The sequence below is a fragment of the Mycobacterium sp. WMMD1722 genome, assembly GCF_049315205.1.
Lineage (GTDB): Bacteria > Actinomycetota > Actinomycetes > Mycobacteriales > Mycobacteriaceae > Mycobacterium.
This window is the reverse complement of sequence record NZ_CP186056.1, coordinates 3,549,117-3,563,278: the sequence shown is the minus strand read 5'-3', so window position 1 is coordinate 3,563,278 and position 14,162 is coordinate 3,549,117. Positions and strand designations below refer to the sequence as shown.

Here is a 14,162-nt window from a genome sequence, read left to right as displayed (position 1 = left end):
TCGGCAGTCATGACCGGCGCGGGCGTCCCCATCGACGGCCTCCTCGCCCGCGCCGGCGGCATCCGGGGTCTCGTGCAAGCCGCCCTTCCGGTGGCCGTGTTCGCCGCCGTGAACGCGGCGGCGGGCCTACGACCGGCCGTCTCAGCGGCCGTCGTCATCGCGGTGGCGGTGCTCGGCTGGCAGCTGGCGCGGCGTGCACCCGTCCGGCCGGCGTTGGTCGGATTCGGCGGCGTCGCCGGTTGCGCCGGGTTGGCGTTCCTCACCGGAGAGGCCAGGGACTTCTACCTGCCCGGCATCCTGATGTACCTCGCGCTGGCGGTCGCGTTCACCGCGTCGGTGGTGGTGCGCAGACCACTGGTCGGGCTGGTGTGGGCACGGCTGACCGGACGGACCGGCGAGTGGCGCCGGAACGCGCGCGTGCGCAGGGCCTTCGACGGCGTCACGCTGGTGATGGCCGGGGTCTCGTGGGCGCGGTTCGTGGTGCAGCATCATCTCTACGACAGCGATCGCGCGGAGGCGCTGGCGATCGCCCGGATCGCCATGGGCTGGCCGTTGTTCCTGGTGACCTCGGCCCTGATCTATCTGGCCGTACGCCATGCCAACCGCGCGCTGCCGCGCACGGGGTTCCAGGTACCGAGAGAGGACCTGACGTGATACTCGACCCGACCGACACCGCAGTCGTGTTCATCGATCCACAGGTCGACGTGCTCAGCCCGGCAGGCCGCAACTGGGGAGCCGTCGGCGCGAGCGTCACCGAGAACCGCACCGTCGAGCACATGGTCGAGATCTTCCAGGCGGCGAAGCGATCGGGCTATCTGGTGGCGATCTCCCCGCACTACTTCTATCCCACCGATGACGCGTGGCTGTTCAACGGTCCGCTCGAGGCCGACGAATTCGCGTCGCGCACGTTCTCCCGTGCGGGCGCACTGGATCTGACCGGGTTCACCGGTTCCGGGGCGGATTGGCTCGACGTCTTCAAGCCCTACATCGAGGACGGCGAGACCGTCGTGGTCAGCCCACACAAGGTCTTCGGTCCGCAGACCAACGATCTGGTGTTGCAGCTGCGCAAGCGCAAGATCAGCCGGGTCATCCTCGGCGGCATGCTGGCCAACATGTGCGTCGAATCGCACCTGCGCGACCTGCTGGAACAGGGCTTCGAGGTCACCGTGGTCAGCGATGCGACGGCCGGACCGCGCCACCCGCAGTGGGGTGACGGTTACCAGGCGGCGATGATCAACTATCGCTTCCTCGCCCACGGTCTCGCCTCCACCGCCGACGTGGTGACCGCCATGGCGGCGGAGCGGATCTCGGGAACCTAACGGTTCGGTGCCGGCTGGGCATCGAATCTCGCGCGCGCGAGAGATCCCGCGAAATCCGTGGTGTGGTGGAAAGCGATGCCTCTCAACAGGATCGCGATCCTCCGCACATCCGCCGGCGCAGCCGTCTGCGCGGCCGTCATCGTCGTCGGCGCGAGCCCCTCGGCCGCCGCCCCGGCCAGCGACTCCCAGGGCTACCTCGACTCGACCGCACGGTGCGCCGCCCCGGACACCACGATGGCGTTCGGGCGTACCGCATCCTCGCGGATCGCCATCTGCGCCTCTCCCGACGGGGAGTTCACCTACCGCGGAGTGCGCGTGCGCGACGGCGCGAAACTGATCCTGGCCGCCTCCCAGACCCGCAGCGGCGTCTACACCGCGGTCAACGACGGCGTCACCTACACCGTCACCGCCGAGGACCTGACCGTCACCGCGGGCAACACCGTGCTCCGCGAGGAGCCGATGCTCGAATACGAGGTGCCGGGCGCGACGGGTTCGTCGGACACACCGGCCTCGTCCGCTCCGGCCACACCGACGACGACCACACCGCTCGGTCCGCCACTGCCGGCCGAAGTCGGCGGCAGCAGCGAGAGTTGACCCTCACACACTGAGGCGGCGGTAGCGCTGCAAGCGCCGGATCCCCGCGGTGGCCGCCGACCCCTCCCGTGGGTGGATGGCGGTCTCGAGGCGGGTGCGCACCGCATCGGTGTCGAAGCCCGTACCGATTGCGACGAGACCGTTGATGCGCGCGGTCGCGGGCGCGGCCGCGACATGCACGGAGGGGCCGACCACGTGCAGGACGTAGCGGCGCACCCGATCGCGGTAGCGCACCCCGACCGTGCCCTTGATCCGGTACACCCCGTCCGGCGGGGTCTCGGCGAAGTCGAGCAATGCCTCCGGATCGACGCAGCCGTCGGTGGTCGCGCTGACCGATACCGCGTGCACATGATGGTGGACGTCGTGGTCGTCGCCGTCGATCAGCAACTCGCGCAACGAGAGCTGACCCGTCTCGGCGCCGGCACCGGCAACGTCGTAGAGCAGCGCCGGATCGACCCGGCCGCCGACGGTGCTGACGATGTGGGCGTCGGGATTGCATTCCCGGATCCGCGTCCGGATGCGGGTCAGTTCGGCCTCGCGGGTGTCTTCGGGCAGTTGGTCGAGTTTGTTGACCACGACCAGCGACGCCGCGGCGTAGCGCGCCGGCGGCGGGCCGCCGGAGTCGACGGTCTCGAAATGCCGGGCCGCGTCGATCACGTCGACCACCCCGCCGGGGCGTACCCGATCGGCGCCACTGAACCGGATGATGCGCGAGATCGCGACCGGTTCGGCCAGGCCACTGGCCTCGATGATGATGGCGTCGAGTCCGAGCCGCGGATCGGACAGTTTCTCCAGGGCCGCATCCAGCCCGCCTTCGTCGGGCAGACAGCAGATGCAGCCGCCGGCGATCGATGCGGGCTCGTCGATCTGACCCGTCACCAGGGCCGCGTCGACGTTGAGTTCGCCGAAGTCGTTGATCACCACGCCGATTCGCGCGTCCGGGGTGCGCAGGACGTGGTTGAGCAGACTGGTCTTGCCGGCGCCGAGGTAACCGGTCAGCGCGATGACCGGAATCGATCCCACAGTCGTCCTTTCCACCGACCCCGCAGTGTAGGCCGGGGCGGATGGTTCCGGCGGACCAGGCGGCACCACAGGCCGAAGTGGTCGGACGGGAACACCCGGGGCGTCGCCGGGGAGATCGGCTCGGTGCCCAGCAGCTCGATCTCCGACGCCGCCCAGGAGTCTCCCTTGAGCAGCACGCGGTCGAACCGGACCTGCCGGTGTTTGGGCTTGCTGTCCCAGCGCATGAGGTTGATGTCGGTGTCTTCGGTGAAGCCGGGTTCGGTGGGGCGCAGCGCGGGCCAGACGTCGCGATACGGGGGCGCGATATGGCGGTTCTCGGCGTCGCGCATGTTGAAGTCGCCGAGCACCACGGCGTCACCGGCGCGGCGAAGCGCACGAAAGATCCGGCGTAGCTGGCGGACCCGCAACCCGGCCGAGTGCTTACCGCTGTCGAGGTGGATGTTGCACACCACCAACTCGGTACCGCCGACCGTACAGCTGGCCCGGAGAAATCCCCGAGACAGTCGGGTGGGCAGCGGCGTGTAGGTGACGTCGCTCATCGCCAGGCGGGACAACACCACCATGCCGTAATTACCGACGCCGGCTCCGACGACCGCGGCCCGACGGTAGTGCTGTCGGACCCAGTCCTGGCTGTCGACGATGTCGAGCGCGGCGGGCGTCACCTCCTGCAGCACCACGACATCGGGCAGGCGCTGGGCGAGCAGCTCGGAGATGGCGCGGTAGCGCTGCTCGGCGTGGTATTCGTCGAACCAGATGTTGAACGTCGCGAGGGTCAGCGTGTCAGGTCCGGCGTCGTCCCGCCAGGTACCACCGGCGCGGTCATACGACTCGACCGGCACCGTTGTGCGTCGTCGTCTGATCATCCACGGCTCATACTGCCCTGCTCAGCCTGGTCGAAGGCCCGTCCGCGCCGCTCGGCGTCGGGGTTTCCGGTGAACAGCGCGGAATCCGCTCGCGAGCGACCATTGGACCGGGCGCCCGAATCGAACTGCGGCGTCGCGTCGGTCTGGTGATCGATCCGGCGGCGGGGCAGCGCGCCGGGATTGGTGCGCTGCAGCCACTCGACCATGCCCTCGCGCACATCGCAGCGCAGATCGAAGAGCGCGCCGGCGTTGGGGGCGCTGACCAGCATCCGCACCCGCACATACCCGTCGACCGCATCGGTCACCTGCAGCACCCCGACGCGGTGATCCCACAGCGGGTTCTGCTGCAGCAGCCGATCCAGTTCGGCGCGCATATCGTCGAACGGCACCGTGAAGTCGACATCGAGTTCGGCGGTGCCCAGCAACTCGGTGGCGTTGCGGGTCCAGTTCTGGAACGGCGTGGTGGTGAAGTAGGTGCACGGCAGCACCAACCGCCGCTCGTCCCACAGGTGCACCACGACGTAGGTCAGGGTGATCTCCTCGATGCGGCCCCACTCCTCCTCGAGGACCACCACGTCGCCGACGCGAATGGCGTCGGAGAAGGCGATCTGGATTCCGGCGAACACCGAGCCCAGCGAGGTCTGGGCAGCCAGCCCCGCCACGACCGAGAGCACGCCGGCCGAGGCGAACAGCGTCTTGCCGATATCGCTGAACGCCGGGAACGTCATCAGCGCCGCCGCGCCGCCGAGGACCACGATGATCGCGATGACGAGCCGACGCAGCGTCGTGACCTGCGTGCGGATCTTGCGGCGGTGCCGGTCGGCGTCGGTCAGGCCGGTGTCGCCGCCGGCGAAGCGCTTGATCACCTGGCGTTCGGCCACCATCACGAAGCTGGCGATGAGCCAGGTGATGGTGGCGATGATCGCGATGATCAGACTGTGGTCCAGCCAGCCGCGCCAGCTGGCGTCGGCGTCGGACGCCCGCCGCAGCGCGGCGGTCGCCGCGATCACCATCAGGGTGGCGCGGACCGGTCTGCGGGTCAGCTGGGCGATGTCGCACACCACCGCCGAGCGGCGGCCGATCCGCGCCACCACCCAGGTCAACACTAGGCCCACGAGGTAGGCGACGGCGACGGCGCCGGCCACCCAGGCGGCGGTGACGGCGAAGTGGGTGGCGGATTCGAGCGCAGGTGCGTCGGGCATGGAGAAGTCTGCTCCTGAGATCGGGGGCGGACGGATTGCGGCTTCGGCGGCGCCATCCTCGCGACTCAGTGCAGCCTTCCCGGCCCGCCGCGGCGCCCAAACCCGGCGAACAGCCGCTGACCGAGATTGAGAGTGAGTTCACACGTCGGGATGACGGTGCGCGCGCCACCGGCGATAGCCCCTGCGCGCCGCGATCGCCCCGATCACCGCGGTCACACACCACACCGCGATCGCGGTGTACATCAGCGGTGACGACGGGTCGCCGACGGATGCGCCGAGCGCGGTGTAGACGAACGCCCGCGGCAATGAACCGATCAGCGCGCCGAGGACCATCTGCCACAGCGGCACCCCGAAGGCGCCGAATGCGTAGGAAGCGAGCGCATCGGACACCCCCGGTACGAACCGCTGCCCGACGACCGCCCACAGCCCGCCGCGGTCGACCATCGCGTCGACCCGTTCGGCCCGTTGCGGGCCCAGCAGACCGCGGGCGCTGTCGCGGCCGGCTCGCCGACCGACGATCGAGGCCACCGCCGCGGTGCCGACCGTCGCTCCCAGTGTCACCACCGTGCCCAGCACCGGGCCGAACAGCACCCCGCTGCCCGCCGCCAGGATCGGGCCGGGGACGAACAGCGCCCCGAGCGCCGCGGACAGCACCACATAGGTCAGCGGGGCGGCCGGCCCGGTCGCCGCGACCGCGGCGCGCACCTCATCCACCTCGACGGCCCGCACGACGGCGAACAGATAGAACAGACCGGCCAGAAACGACGCGAACACCGCCAACTGCAGCAGGTGGCGCCGCCGGCCGGCTGGGGCCGGGCCGTCATCGGCCCGTACACGGTCAGACATCGTCACCCGATCCTGCCGCACGGCCCGGTAAGGTTTCCGCACGGCGTCGCGGTCGACGCCGTGCCGTGGGGGCGTGGGGGGACTGCATTGAGCGATCGGCCGGAGCGTGACCGGTGGCGGCGACGCCGCACCCGCACCGAGACCGATCTGTCCGACCAGATCTTCGCCGAGCACTACGGCAGCACGGTGCCCCAGCTGCGGGCCATGCTGAACATCTCGCACGCGGTGATGCGGGCCGAGTTCTTCGACGAGGCCCTCGAGGTGATCGCCGAACAGTCGCTGCGTGCCCTGAACGCGGCGTCGCTGTCGATCAGCCGCTGGGAACGCGACGAGGATGTGCTGCGCACCCTGATCAACGTCGGCCGCCTCGGTCCGGGGGAGGAGCGTTGGCCTGAGGACGAGACCTACGCCATGGGCGAAGAGGCCCACGTGAAGCGACTGCTCCAACACGGCGCGCCCTACATCAATTCGATCGACGAACCGCCCGCCAAGGGGTCCACCCACACCGTGCTGTACCGGCTGGAGAAGGAGAGTGAGGTCGCCGTCGCCGTCATGCACGACGGCGTGATGTGGGGGGAGTTGTGGGCTTCGGGCACCGACGGGCGCCGGTTCGGACCCGACGATGTCCAACTGCTGCAGGCGATCGCTGCGCACGTCGCGGTGGCACTCGGCCGATCTGAGCTGTTCAGCACGGTGTGGCGATATTCCTACGAGGATCCACTGACCCAATTGGCGAACCGGCGGGGTCTGGACATGCACCTCGAAGCCCTCGACGACGCCGAGGGGGAGCGGGCCGTGGTGGTCTGCGATCTCGACGACTTCAAGAACATCAACGACCGGCACGGCCATCCGGCCGGCGACGCATTGCTTCGGGTGGTGGCCGATGCGCTGACGGCCGCGGCCGACGCGCACCCCGGATCGGTCGTCGCGCGCCTGGGTGGCGACGAGTTCTGCGTCGTGCTCGCGCACGCCGACCGCGCCGACGCCCAGCAGATGATCCGACGGGTCTGCGCGACGGTCGAAGAGGCCGCCGCACACCGCGTCACGATGACGTGGGGCGTGGCGAGCGGCGCATCGCCCGGCGAAACGGGAGCCACCCTGCTCGCCACGGCCGACGCGGCGCTCATCGAGGCCAAACAGGCCCGCGACCGGCTCTCGCGTATCGAGGGCGCCGGGCACGACGCCGCCCGGGGTATGGCGGCGGGATCCGATGACCTGGTCTCGCGCGTGGTGGCCTGCCTGGACCGGCTGCGGCCGTCGTCGCCGGTGCAGGCGCTGACCTGCCTGGCCGAGCAGGTCGCCGACGCCGTTGACATGGATGCCTGGTCGATCGCCGAGATCACCGACGCCGGCGCGGGCGAGCGGGTCGAACGGGCCGCATCGGCGCCGGGTCCCGCGGGCGACCGCGATTGTGTGGTGACGGTCGGCGCCGGTGGCGACCGCCGGTTCGTGGTCCGGCTGCATCCGCGCGGCGACCCCGACGAACTGCTGAGCCTGCTTCCGCACCTGCGGGTTCTCGCCCACTTCTGCAGCGGATTCACCGACGGCGGTGCATGACCCGTGCCAGAATCCCGCGCATGACCAGCGAGCGGCCGGCTGAATTCGCCCGGCTGGTCACCACGTCGGAGGCGATTCTGTCGCTGCACGACGTCTTCGCCGCCGAGGAACCCCTCGACGAGGTGCTGATCCGCATCGCGCATGCCGCGGTACGGGCGATCCCCGACGCCGATGCGGTGTCGCTGACGGTGCTCGACGAGTCCGGACCGCGCACCGCCGCCTCGACTGACGAGCGGTCACTGACCCTGGACTCCGAGCAGTACGCCGCCGGTGCGGGTCCGTGCCTGGACGCCGCCCGTACCCGCCAGCCGGTGCGGGTGGCCCTCGAGGCACCCGGCGAACCCGACCGGCAACGGTGGACGCGGTTCCTCACTGCCGGGCAGCAGGCGGGGGTCTCCGCGGCGCTGTCGGTGCCCCTGCTGGTGGGGACGCCGGGGCCGCAGGCCGACCTGGTCGGGTCGTTGAACGTCTACAGCGTCACCGCCGGCGCATTCGACCCGTTCGACGAGGAACTGATGCGGCTCTACACCGTCACCGCGGGTGCGGCGATCACCAACGCACGCCGCTGGCAGCAGACCCGCGACACCACCCTTCATCTGGAGCGCGCACTGACCTCTCGAGCCGTGATCGACCAGGCCAAAGGTGCGCTGCAGGCCATCCACGGCTGCACTGCCGAGGAGGCGTTCGAGCGACTGGTGAAACGGTCGCAGGATTCCAACGTCAAGGTGCACACGGTCGCCCAGGAGCTGTTGGACTCGCTGCGCGCGCCGGGCCAGAACTGACCCGCAGGCGCTATAGCCAAGCGGTGTGCGCAGGACTAGGCTGAATGCATCCGAGTGGGGGTTGAAACCAGAGCCTCGCTGAGCAAAAGGCCCGCCAGAATTCGTGGCGGTCGAAGCATCGAGGCACATCGTGAGCAGTTCCCTCATCGATCCGCAACCCATTCCCGTCCCCGACGTCGTCATCCGTGAATCGACGCGCAACGGCGCGTTGGTGCTGCAGGTCAGCGGCACCGTCGACATGGTGACCGGCCCCAAATTCCATGCCGCCGTCGAATCGGCGCTGGGCGCGGCCCCCAAGGTTCTGGTGATCGATCTGTCGGAGGTCACCTTCCTGGCCGCGGCGGGACTGCACGTCCTCGATGTGGCACGCGCCGCGGCGGGAGACTCCACCGTGTTCGCCGTGGTCGCCGACGGCCCGGCCACCGTGCGCCCCATCGAGCTCACCGGGCTCGACGGCGTCCTCGGCCTCTATCCCACGATCGACGACGTCATCGAGCGGCACGCGGCCTAGCGCAGACCGTTTGGGTCCGGCTCCGGCGGGGCCGACGACCTGGAGATCGTCGACGTCGACGTCCGATCGACCGTGCACCTGGGAACCGCAGCACGGGTGCTGCCCGACAGCGTCAAGGCCGTGGGCAGCCGGCTGACGTCACTGCCGTTGGGCCGGTAGCTCGGCGCGGGCGTTGAGCCGCTCCCGCTGCGGGACGACCACGTATTTCGGGTCCTTTGTGGAGGCGACGCCGGCCTCGAAGATGCCGAATCTCTGCAGCGCGCTACCGGCGAGCAGGGCCGCGCCCGACGCGGCCACCGCCCAGCGCCTCCCCCCGGACACCACCGCGCCGACCGCGCCGGCGACGGTGAGGAGTTCCGAGGCCTGCCGCAACCGGTGCGGGCGGCCCGTCGTGTATGCCTCGCCGGCCAGCCCGATCCGGTGCTCCATCGCCCGCGACGCCGCCACCTCCAGCGTCGCGCCGGTCACCGCCATCCGGCGGGCCGGGCCGCATTCGTCCACCGGGGCCAGCAGCAGGCCCAAGCCGGCGCCGCTGGCCGCCGCTGATCCGGCGAAGACGAACGGCAGATACGGGTGGGCCTCGCGCCACGCCGGAACGGCGTTGTGCGACAACAGAACCGCGGTGTAAGAGGCGACGCCGGGCGCGACCGCGGCGGCTTCCAGGCCCGCCGGCCGCGCGGCCCATGACACCAGCCGGCCCAGCCGGGAACGGCGCAGCCACCCGGGCATCACCTCGGCCACCGCGGCCAACCCGGCGCCGGGACCATAGGCCGACAGGATCCAGGTGCCCATGCTCATCGGCGAACTGGGTTTGGCCACCCGCAGCATGTGGTGGAACCGTTCGGGCCGGCCGAGGTCGGCGATCAGGAAGTAGAGGCTGGCCAGGATGCTGGCGAGGGCACCGAGGCGGGACACCCGGCGCAGGCGGGGCAGACCGCGCAGGTCGGCGCCGGCTCCCAGCAGCGCGGATCCGGCCGAGAGCCCCCCGAGGAACAGATACGCCGCGATCATCCAGTTCCACGCCGGCGGTTTGAGGATCGGCCGGCCGTAGTACGACCGGAAGTCGGCGGGCTCGACGGCCATGTCCTCGCGGCCGCCGCGGCGGTGCCGCGACTGCGCGTGGATATCCTGCGCCCCGGTGTCGCTGCGCTTTTCGCGCAGCAGCGGATCGTCGTCGCTCATCGCTGTCCTCGGCTCTTCGCGCAAGCGCTCATCGCTTCCCTCGGCTCTTCGCGCGAGCGCTCATCGGCTTTTCCCCAGGAAGGCCGACACCGCGATCCCCACCAACGCCGACCCGGCCATCGCCGCGTAGCGCCACATCGCCCCCGCGTCGCGGGTCGGAACCACCGGATCGGGTGGCAGGCCGTACACCTCCGGCTCGTCGAGCAGCAGGAAGAACGCGCCGTCCCCGCCGACTCCGTCGTCGGGATCCTCGCCGTAGAGCCGCGCCTCGGTGACGCCCTGCTCGTGCAATTCGTTGACCCGCAACGCGGCCCGCTCTCTCAGCTCGTCCAACGGGCCGAACTGGATCGAGTCGGTCGGGCAGGCCTTGGCGCATGCCGGCTCGAGTCCGTCGTGCAGCCGGTCGTAGCACAGCGTGCACTTCCACGCCCGGCCGTCACCCTCGCGGCGTTCGATCACCCCGTACGGGCAACCGGATACGCAGTATCCGCAGCCGTTGCAGATGTCCTGCTGCACAACGACCGTGCCGAACTCGGTACGGAACAGCGCACCCGTCGGGCAGACGTCCAGGCAGCCGGCGTGGGTGCAGTGTTTGCACACATCGGAGCTCATGAGCCATCGGAAATCCTGGCGCGTCTCGGCGCCGGTGGCGTCACCGGGCCGGTCGAAGCCCGGCATGCCGAGTTCGACGGGCTCCCGGGCGGGCTGCTCGATGAACGCCACGTGGCGCCACGCGCTCGCGCCCAATGCGCCGGTGTTGTCGAACGACATGCCGAGCAGGTTGTACCCGTCCCCATCATGGGCCACGGGCACGTCGTTCCATTCCTTGCAGGCCACCTCGCACGCCTTGCAGCCGATGCACACCGACGTGTCGGTGAAGAACCCGACCCGCGGCGGATGATCGTCGGCGTAGCCGGCGTTACCCGCCGGATCGTCCAAGGGGCCGTAGAAGTTGTTGGCGCCCATCACGTCTCCTCGGTGTGGTCGTGTGACGGCGCCGTGGTGTCCAGATCGGTGTCGGTGCGCGGGGTGATCTGCGCGCGCGCCCGGTAGATGTCCAGATACTCGAGCAACGCGGGACCGCGCGGCCGCCGGCCGGGCTGGATGTCGCAGGTGGAGACCTTGCTCTCCTGGATGAAGACGTTGGGGTCGGCCACCACCCCCAGCAGGTCGTTGACGACGTCACCGTCGACCAGGCCCTTGTTGCCCCAGTGGTACGGCATCCAGATCTGATGCACCACATGGTCTTCCACCCGAAGCGGGCGCATGCGGCTGGTGACGAACACCCGCGCGTCCACCGCCGCGCGGCTGGTGACCACGTGCGCCCAGTCCATGTGTTCCAGCCCGCGGATCTTCGCCAGTTCCGGTGACACCTCGACGAACAACTCGGGCTGCAGTTCCGACAGGTAGGGCAGCTGCCTGCTCATCCCGCCCGCCGTGTGGTGCTCGGTCAGCCGCGCCGCGGTGAAGACGAACGGGAACACCTCCCCGTGCGCTTCGGGCGGCGACGGGTTCGACGGATTGTCCGCGCGTCCATACACTTTGCGCGCCGGGTTGCCCTGCTGGGCGTACAGCGGGTTGCGCACCGGTGATTCGTGCGGCTCGTAGTGGGTGGGCAGGGGCCCGTCCTGCACACCGTCGGGGGCGAACAGCCAGCCCTTGCCGTCGGACTGCATGACGAACGGGTCGTCGCCGCGCAGCGCCTCGACGCCGACGGCACCGTCGGGCGGCCGGTAGTCCGGCGACTTGGTCTTCTCGAAGTCGGGGACGTCGTGGCCGGTCCACTCGCCGTTGTCCCCCTTGTCCGGATCCCACCACACCAGGGCTTTGCGCTCGCTCCACGGGCGGCCCTGCGGGTCGGCCGAGGCGCGGTTGTACAGAATCCGGCGGTTCATCGGCCAGGTCCAGCCCCACTGGTTGTCGTAGGGGCCCTGTTCGGTGTGCGGTTTGCGGCGCGCAGCCTGGTTCACCTCGTCGGCGTAAACGCCGCTGTAGATCCAGCAGCCGCACATCGTGGAGCCGTCGGCTTTCAAATCGGTGTAACCGCCGACGGCCCGGTCGGTGCTCAGGTCCACGCCGTTGATGCGGCGCAGCACATCGGCGCCGTCGGGTTCGTCGCCGTCCATCGCGTAGTCCCACGACAGATTCAGCACCGGCTTGTCCCGCTCATCGGTGGAGCCGGAGAGCTTTTCGCGCAGAATTCGGCCGAGGTGGTAGAAGAACCACAACTCCGAGCGGGCGTCGCCCGGTGGTTCCACCGCCTTCTCCCGCCACTGCAGCATCCGCTGGGTCTGGGTGAACGTGCCGGCCTTCTCCACGTGCGACGCGGCCGGGAACAGGAACACCTCGGTGCGACAGGTCTGTGGCGAGATCTCACCGGTCTCGATCTCCGGGCCGTCCTTCCAGAACGACGCGCTCTCGATCTCCACCAGGTCGCGCACCACCAGCCAATCGAGGTTGGCCATCCCCAGCCGCTGCAACCGGCCGTGCGCCGAGCCGACAGCGGGATTCTGTCCCAGAAGGAAGTAGCCGAACACCTTGCCGTCGACCATGTCCATCACGGTGCGGTAGGTGCCGTGGTCGCCGTTGATGCGCGGCAGGTAGTCGAAGCAGTAGTCGTTCTCGGCGGTCGCGTGCTCGCCCCAGTACTCCTTGAGCAACGAGACCATGTAGGCATCGGCGTTGCGCCAGAAGCCCTTCTGGTTGCGCGCCATGATGCGGTCGAGGTAGTCCGGCAGCGTCGCGTCGCCCGCCTTGGGCATCGCGAGGTAGCCCGGTAGCAGGTTGAACAGCGTCGGCACGTCGGTGGAGCCCTGGATGCTGGCATGACCGCGCAGCGCGATGATGCCGCCACCGGGCCGGCCGATGTTGCCCAGCAGCAACTGGATGATCGAACCAGCCCGGATGTACTGCGCGCCCACCGAATGCTGCGTCCAACCGACGCTGTAGATCAGCGCGGCGGTGCGCTCGCGGCCCGAATTCTCGGTCCACGCCTTGGCGATCGCGAGGAACTGGTCCGCCGGCACCCCGCACACCCGTTCCACCATCTCCGGGGTGTAGCGGGCGTAGTGCCGTTTGAGGATCTGGTACACGCAGCGGGGGTGTTGCAGCGTGGGATCGCTCGGGATGTCCCCGGCGCCGCCCTCCAGCGGAGGGCCACCCGAACCCTGCTGGTCCGACGAGGCCCGCTCCTTGTTGCCCTCGTTGTCGCCGCTCGAACCGGTGGACTCGTAGTGCCAGCTCGACGTGTCGTAGGACGCACTGCGCTCGTCGTATCCGGAGAACAGGCCGTCGAGATCCTCGGTGTCGCGGAAGTTCTCGTCGACGATGAAGGACGCGTTGGTGTACGCGGTCACATACTCCCGGAAGTCCAGCTCGTTGGACAGGATGTAGTTGATCACCCCGCCCAGGAACGCGATGTCACTACCGGCCCGCAGCGCCACGTACTGATCGGCGACCGCACTGGTCCGGGTGAACCGCGGGTCGATGTGGACGACCTTCACCCCGCGCGCCTTGGCCTCCATCACCCACTGGAACCCGACCGGGTGCGCCTCGGCCATGTTGGAGCCCATGATGACGATGAAGTCGGAGTTGACGAGATCCTGCTGATAGTCCGTCGCCCCGCCGCGACCGAAGGAGGCCCCCAGACCGGGAACCGTGGCGCTGTGTCAAATACGCGCCTGATTCTCGATCTGCAGGGCGCCGAGCGCGGTGAACAGCTTCTTGATCAGATAGTTCTCTTCGTTGTCCAGTGTGGCCCCGCCCAGGCTCGCGATGCCCATGGTGCGGCGCAGGGTGTTGCGGTCGGAGTCGAAGTCCTGCCAGCCCCGGTCCCGCGCGTCGAGCACGCGGTCGGCCACCATCTGCATCGCGGTGTCGAGGTCGAGGTCCTGCCACTCGCTGGCGTACGGCGCGCGGTAGCGAACCTTGGTGAGCCGCTGCGGTCCGGTGACGAGCTGCTTGCTGGCCGAGCCTTTGGGGCACAGCCGCCCGCGCGAGATCGGGCTGTCCGGATTGCCCTCGATCTGCACGACCTTCTCGTCTTTGACGTACACCTTCTGCGCGCAACCAACGGCACAGAACGGGCACACCGAGTGCGCGACGTGGTCGGCCTCAGCGGTACGCGGCGTCAGCGTCAGCGAGCGCGGGGACTGGGCGGCCTGGCCGCGGCCGAGCTTGTCGTCGCCGGTGAGCTGCCGGTACACCGGCCAGGACTCGATCAGCTTTCTGAAGTCCACCCGACCGCCTTCCTCTGACCCACGGTCCGATCCAACCGTCGCCGC

General features: G+C 69.6%; 13 protein-coding genes. 6 read left to right on the top strand and 7 right to left on the bottom strand.

Translation table 11 applies throughout. From position 1 onward, the window contains the following. Positions 1-9 precede the first annotated feature (9 nt). The 3 genes from ACN27E_RS17045 to ACN27E_RS17035 all read left to right on the top strand — a co-directional run bounded on the left by ACN27E_RS17045 (position 10) and on the right by ACN27E_RS17035 (position 1,913). Positions 10-654: a DUF3159 domain-containing protein gene (locus tag ACN27E_RS17045; RefSeq protein WP_422743213.1), complete on the top strand. Its 645-nt coding sequence runs from the start codon at positions 10-12 to the stop codon at positions 652-654. Then, positions 651-1,319, top strand: a complete 669-nt coding sequence (locus ACN27E_RS17040) for an isochorismatase family protein (RefSeq protein WP_422743212.1) — start codon at positions 651-653, stop codon at positions 1,317-1,319. Before ACN27E_RS17045 ends, ACN27E_RS17040 begins: the two co-directional genes overlap by 4 nt. Before the next feature lie 75 nt (positions 1,320-1,394). After that, positions 1,395-1,913 (top strand): hypothetical protein, encoded by a 519-nt coding sequence (locus ACN27E_RS17035; RefSeq protein WP_422743210.1) that lies wholly within the window; start codon positions 1,395-1,397, stop codon positions 1,911-1,913. A 3-nt stretch (positions 1,914-1,916) separates the two neighbouring features. Here the strand turns inward: ACN27E_RS17035 and ACN27E_RS17030 are convergent, their stop codons facing one another. The 4 genes from ACN27E_RS17030 to ACN27E_RS17015 form a co-directional block, all read right to left on the bottom strand. Beyond that, entirely contained in the window at positions 1,917-2,936 is a 1,020-nt protein-coding gene (locus ACN27E_RS17030; protein ID WP_422749936.1) for a CobW family GTP-binding protein, read from the bottom strand. Continuing rightward, positions 2,909-3,799 carry an endonuclease/exonuclease/phosphatase family protein gene (locus tag ACN27E_RS17025; RefSeq protein ID WP_422743209.1) on the bottom strand — a complete coding sequence of 297 codons (891 nt, stop codon included), beginning with the start codon at positions 3,797-3,799 and terminating at the stop codon, positions 2,909-2,911. Before ACN27E_RS17025 ends, ACN27E_RS17030 begins: the two co-directional genes overlap by 28 nt. Further along, on the bottom strand, positions 3,796-5,001 hold the full coding sequence (locus ACN27E_RS17020) for a mechanosensitive ion channel family protein (RefSeq protein ID WP_422743208.1): 1,206 nt from the start codon (positions 4,999-5,001) through the stop codon (positions 3,796-3,798). Before ACN27E_RS17020 ends, ACN27E_RS17025 begins: the two co-directional genes overlap by 4 nt. 138 nt (positions 5,002-5,139) lie before the next feature. Next, positions 5,140-5,847 carry a TVP38/TMEM64 family protein gene (locus ACN27E_RS17015; protein ID WP_422743206.1) on the bottom strand — a complete coding sequence of 236 codons (708 nt, stop codon included), beginning with the start codon at positions 5,845-5,847 and terminating at the stop codon, positions 5,140-5,142. Between the two features lie 87 nt (positions 5,848-5,934). Between ACN27E_RS17015 and ACN27E_RS17010 the strand changes: the two genes are divergently transcribed. From ACN27E_RS17010 to ACN27E_RS17000, 3 genes are all read left to right on the top strand, one after another. Further along, positions 5,935-7,404 (top strand): diguanylate cyclase domain-containing protein, encoded by a 1,470-nt coding sequence (locus ACN27E_RS17010; protein ID WP_422743205.1) that lies wholly within the window; start codon positions 5,935-5,937, stop codon positions 7,402-7,404. 20 nt (positions 7,405-7,424) lie between these two features. Further along, positions 7,425-8,186: an ANTAR domain-containing protein gene (locus ACN27E_RS17005; protein ID WP_422743204.1), complete on the top strand. Its 762-nt coding sequence runs from the start codon at positions 7,425-7,427 to the stop codon at positions 8,184-8,186. A gap of 130 nt (positions 8,187-8,316) precedes the next feature. Next, a complete protein-coding gene (locus ACN27E_RS17000) occupies positions 8,317-8,697 on the top strand; it encodes an STAS domain-containing protein (protein ID WP_422743203.1) in 381 nt (126 codons plus the stop codon). Between the two features lie 138 nt (positions 8,698-8,835). Here the strand turns inward: ACN27E_RS17000 and nrfD are convergent, their stop codons facing one another. From nrfD to fdh, 3 genes are all read right to left on the bottom strand, one after another. Next, entirely contained in the window at positions 8,836-9,780 is a 945-nt protein-coding gene (nrfD, locus tag ACN27E_RS16995) for an NrfD/PsrC family molybdoenzyme membrane anchor subunit (RefSeq protein ID WP_422749934.1), read from the bottom strand. A gap of 159 nt (positions 9,781-9,939) precedes the next feature. Continuing rightward, positions 9,940-10,845, bottom strand: a complete 906-nt coding sequence (locus tag ACN27E_RS16990) for a 4Fe-4S dicluster domain-containing protein (protein ID WP_422743202.1) — start codon at positions 10,843-10,845, stop codon at positions 9,940-9,942. Continuing rightward, on the bottom strand, positions 10,845-14,117 hold the full coding sequence (gene fdh / locus ACN27E_RS16985) for a formate dehydrogenase (protein ID WP_422743200.1): 3,273 nt from the start codon (positions 14,115-14,117) through the stop codon (positions 10,845-10,847). The genes ACN27E_RS16990 and fdh overlap by 1 nt, the downstream gene beginning before the upstream one ends. Between the last annotated feature and the right edge of the window lie 45 nt (positions 14,118-14,162).

Excerpts from the sequence above, each read along its gene's own strand:
- ACN27E_RS17035 (WP_422743210.1), top strand. The coding sequence starts at position 1,395 with ATGCCTCTCAACAGGATCGCGATCCTCCGCACATCCGCCGGCGCAGCC.
- ACN27E_RS17025 (WP_422743209.1), bottom strand. The coding sequence starts at position 3,799 with ATGATCAGACGACGACGCACAACGGTGCCGGTCGAGTCGTATGACCGC.
- nrfD (WP_422749934.1), bottom strand. The coding sequence starts at position 9,780 with ATGGCCGTCGAGCCCGCCGACTTCCGGTCGTACTACGGCCGGCCGATC.
- ACN27E_RS17020 (WP_422743208.1), bottom strand. The coding sequence starts at position 5,001 with ATGCCCGACGCACCTGCGCTCGAATCCGCCACCCACTTCGCCGTCACC.
- ACN27E_RS17015 (WP_422743206.1), bottom strand. The coding sequence starts at position 5,847 with ATGTCTGACCGTGTACGGGCCGATGACGGCCCGGCCCCAGCCGGCCGG.
- ACN27E_RS17045 (WP_422743213.1), top strand. The coding sequence starts at position 10 with ATGACCGGCGCGGGCGTCCCCATCGACGGCCTCCTCGCCCGCGCCGGC.
- ACN27E_RS16990 (WP_422743202.1), bottom strand. The coding sequence starts at position 10,845 with ATGGGCGCCAACAACTTCTACGGCCCCTTGGACGATCCGGCGGGTAAC.
- ACN27E_RS17005 (WP_422743204.1), top strand. The coding sequence starts at position 7,425 with ATGACCAGCGAGCGGCCGGCTGAATTCGCCCGGCTGGTCACCACGTCG.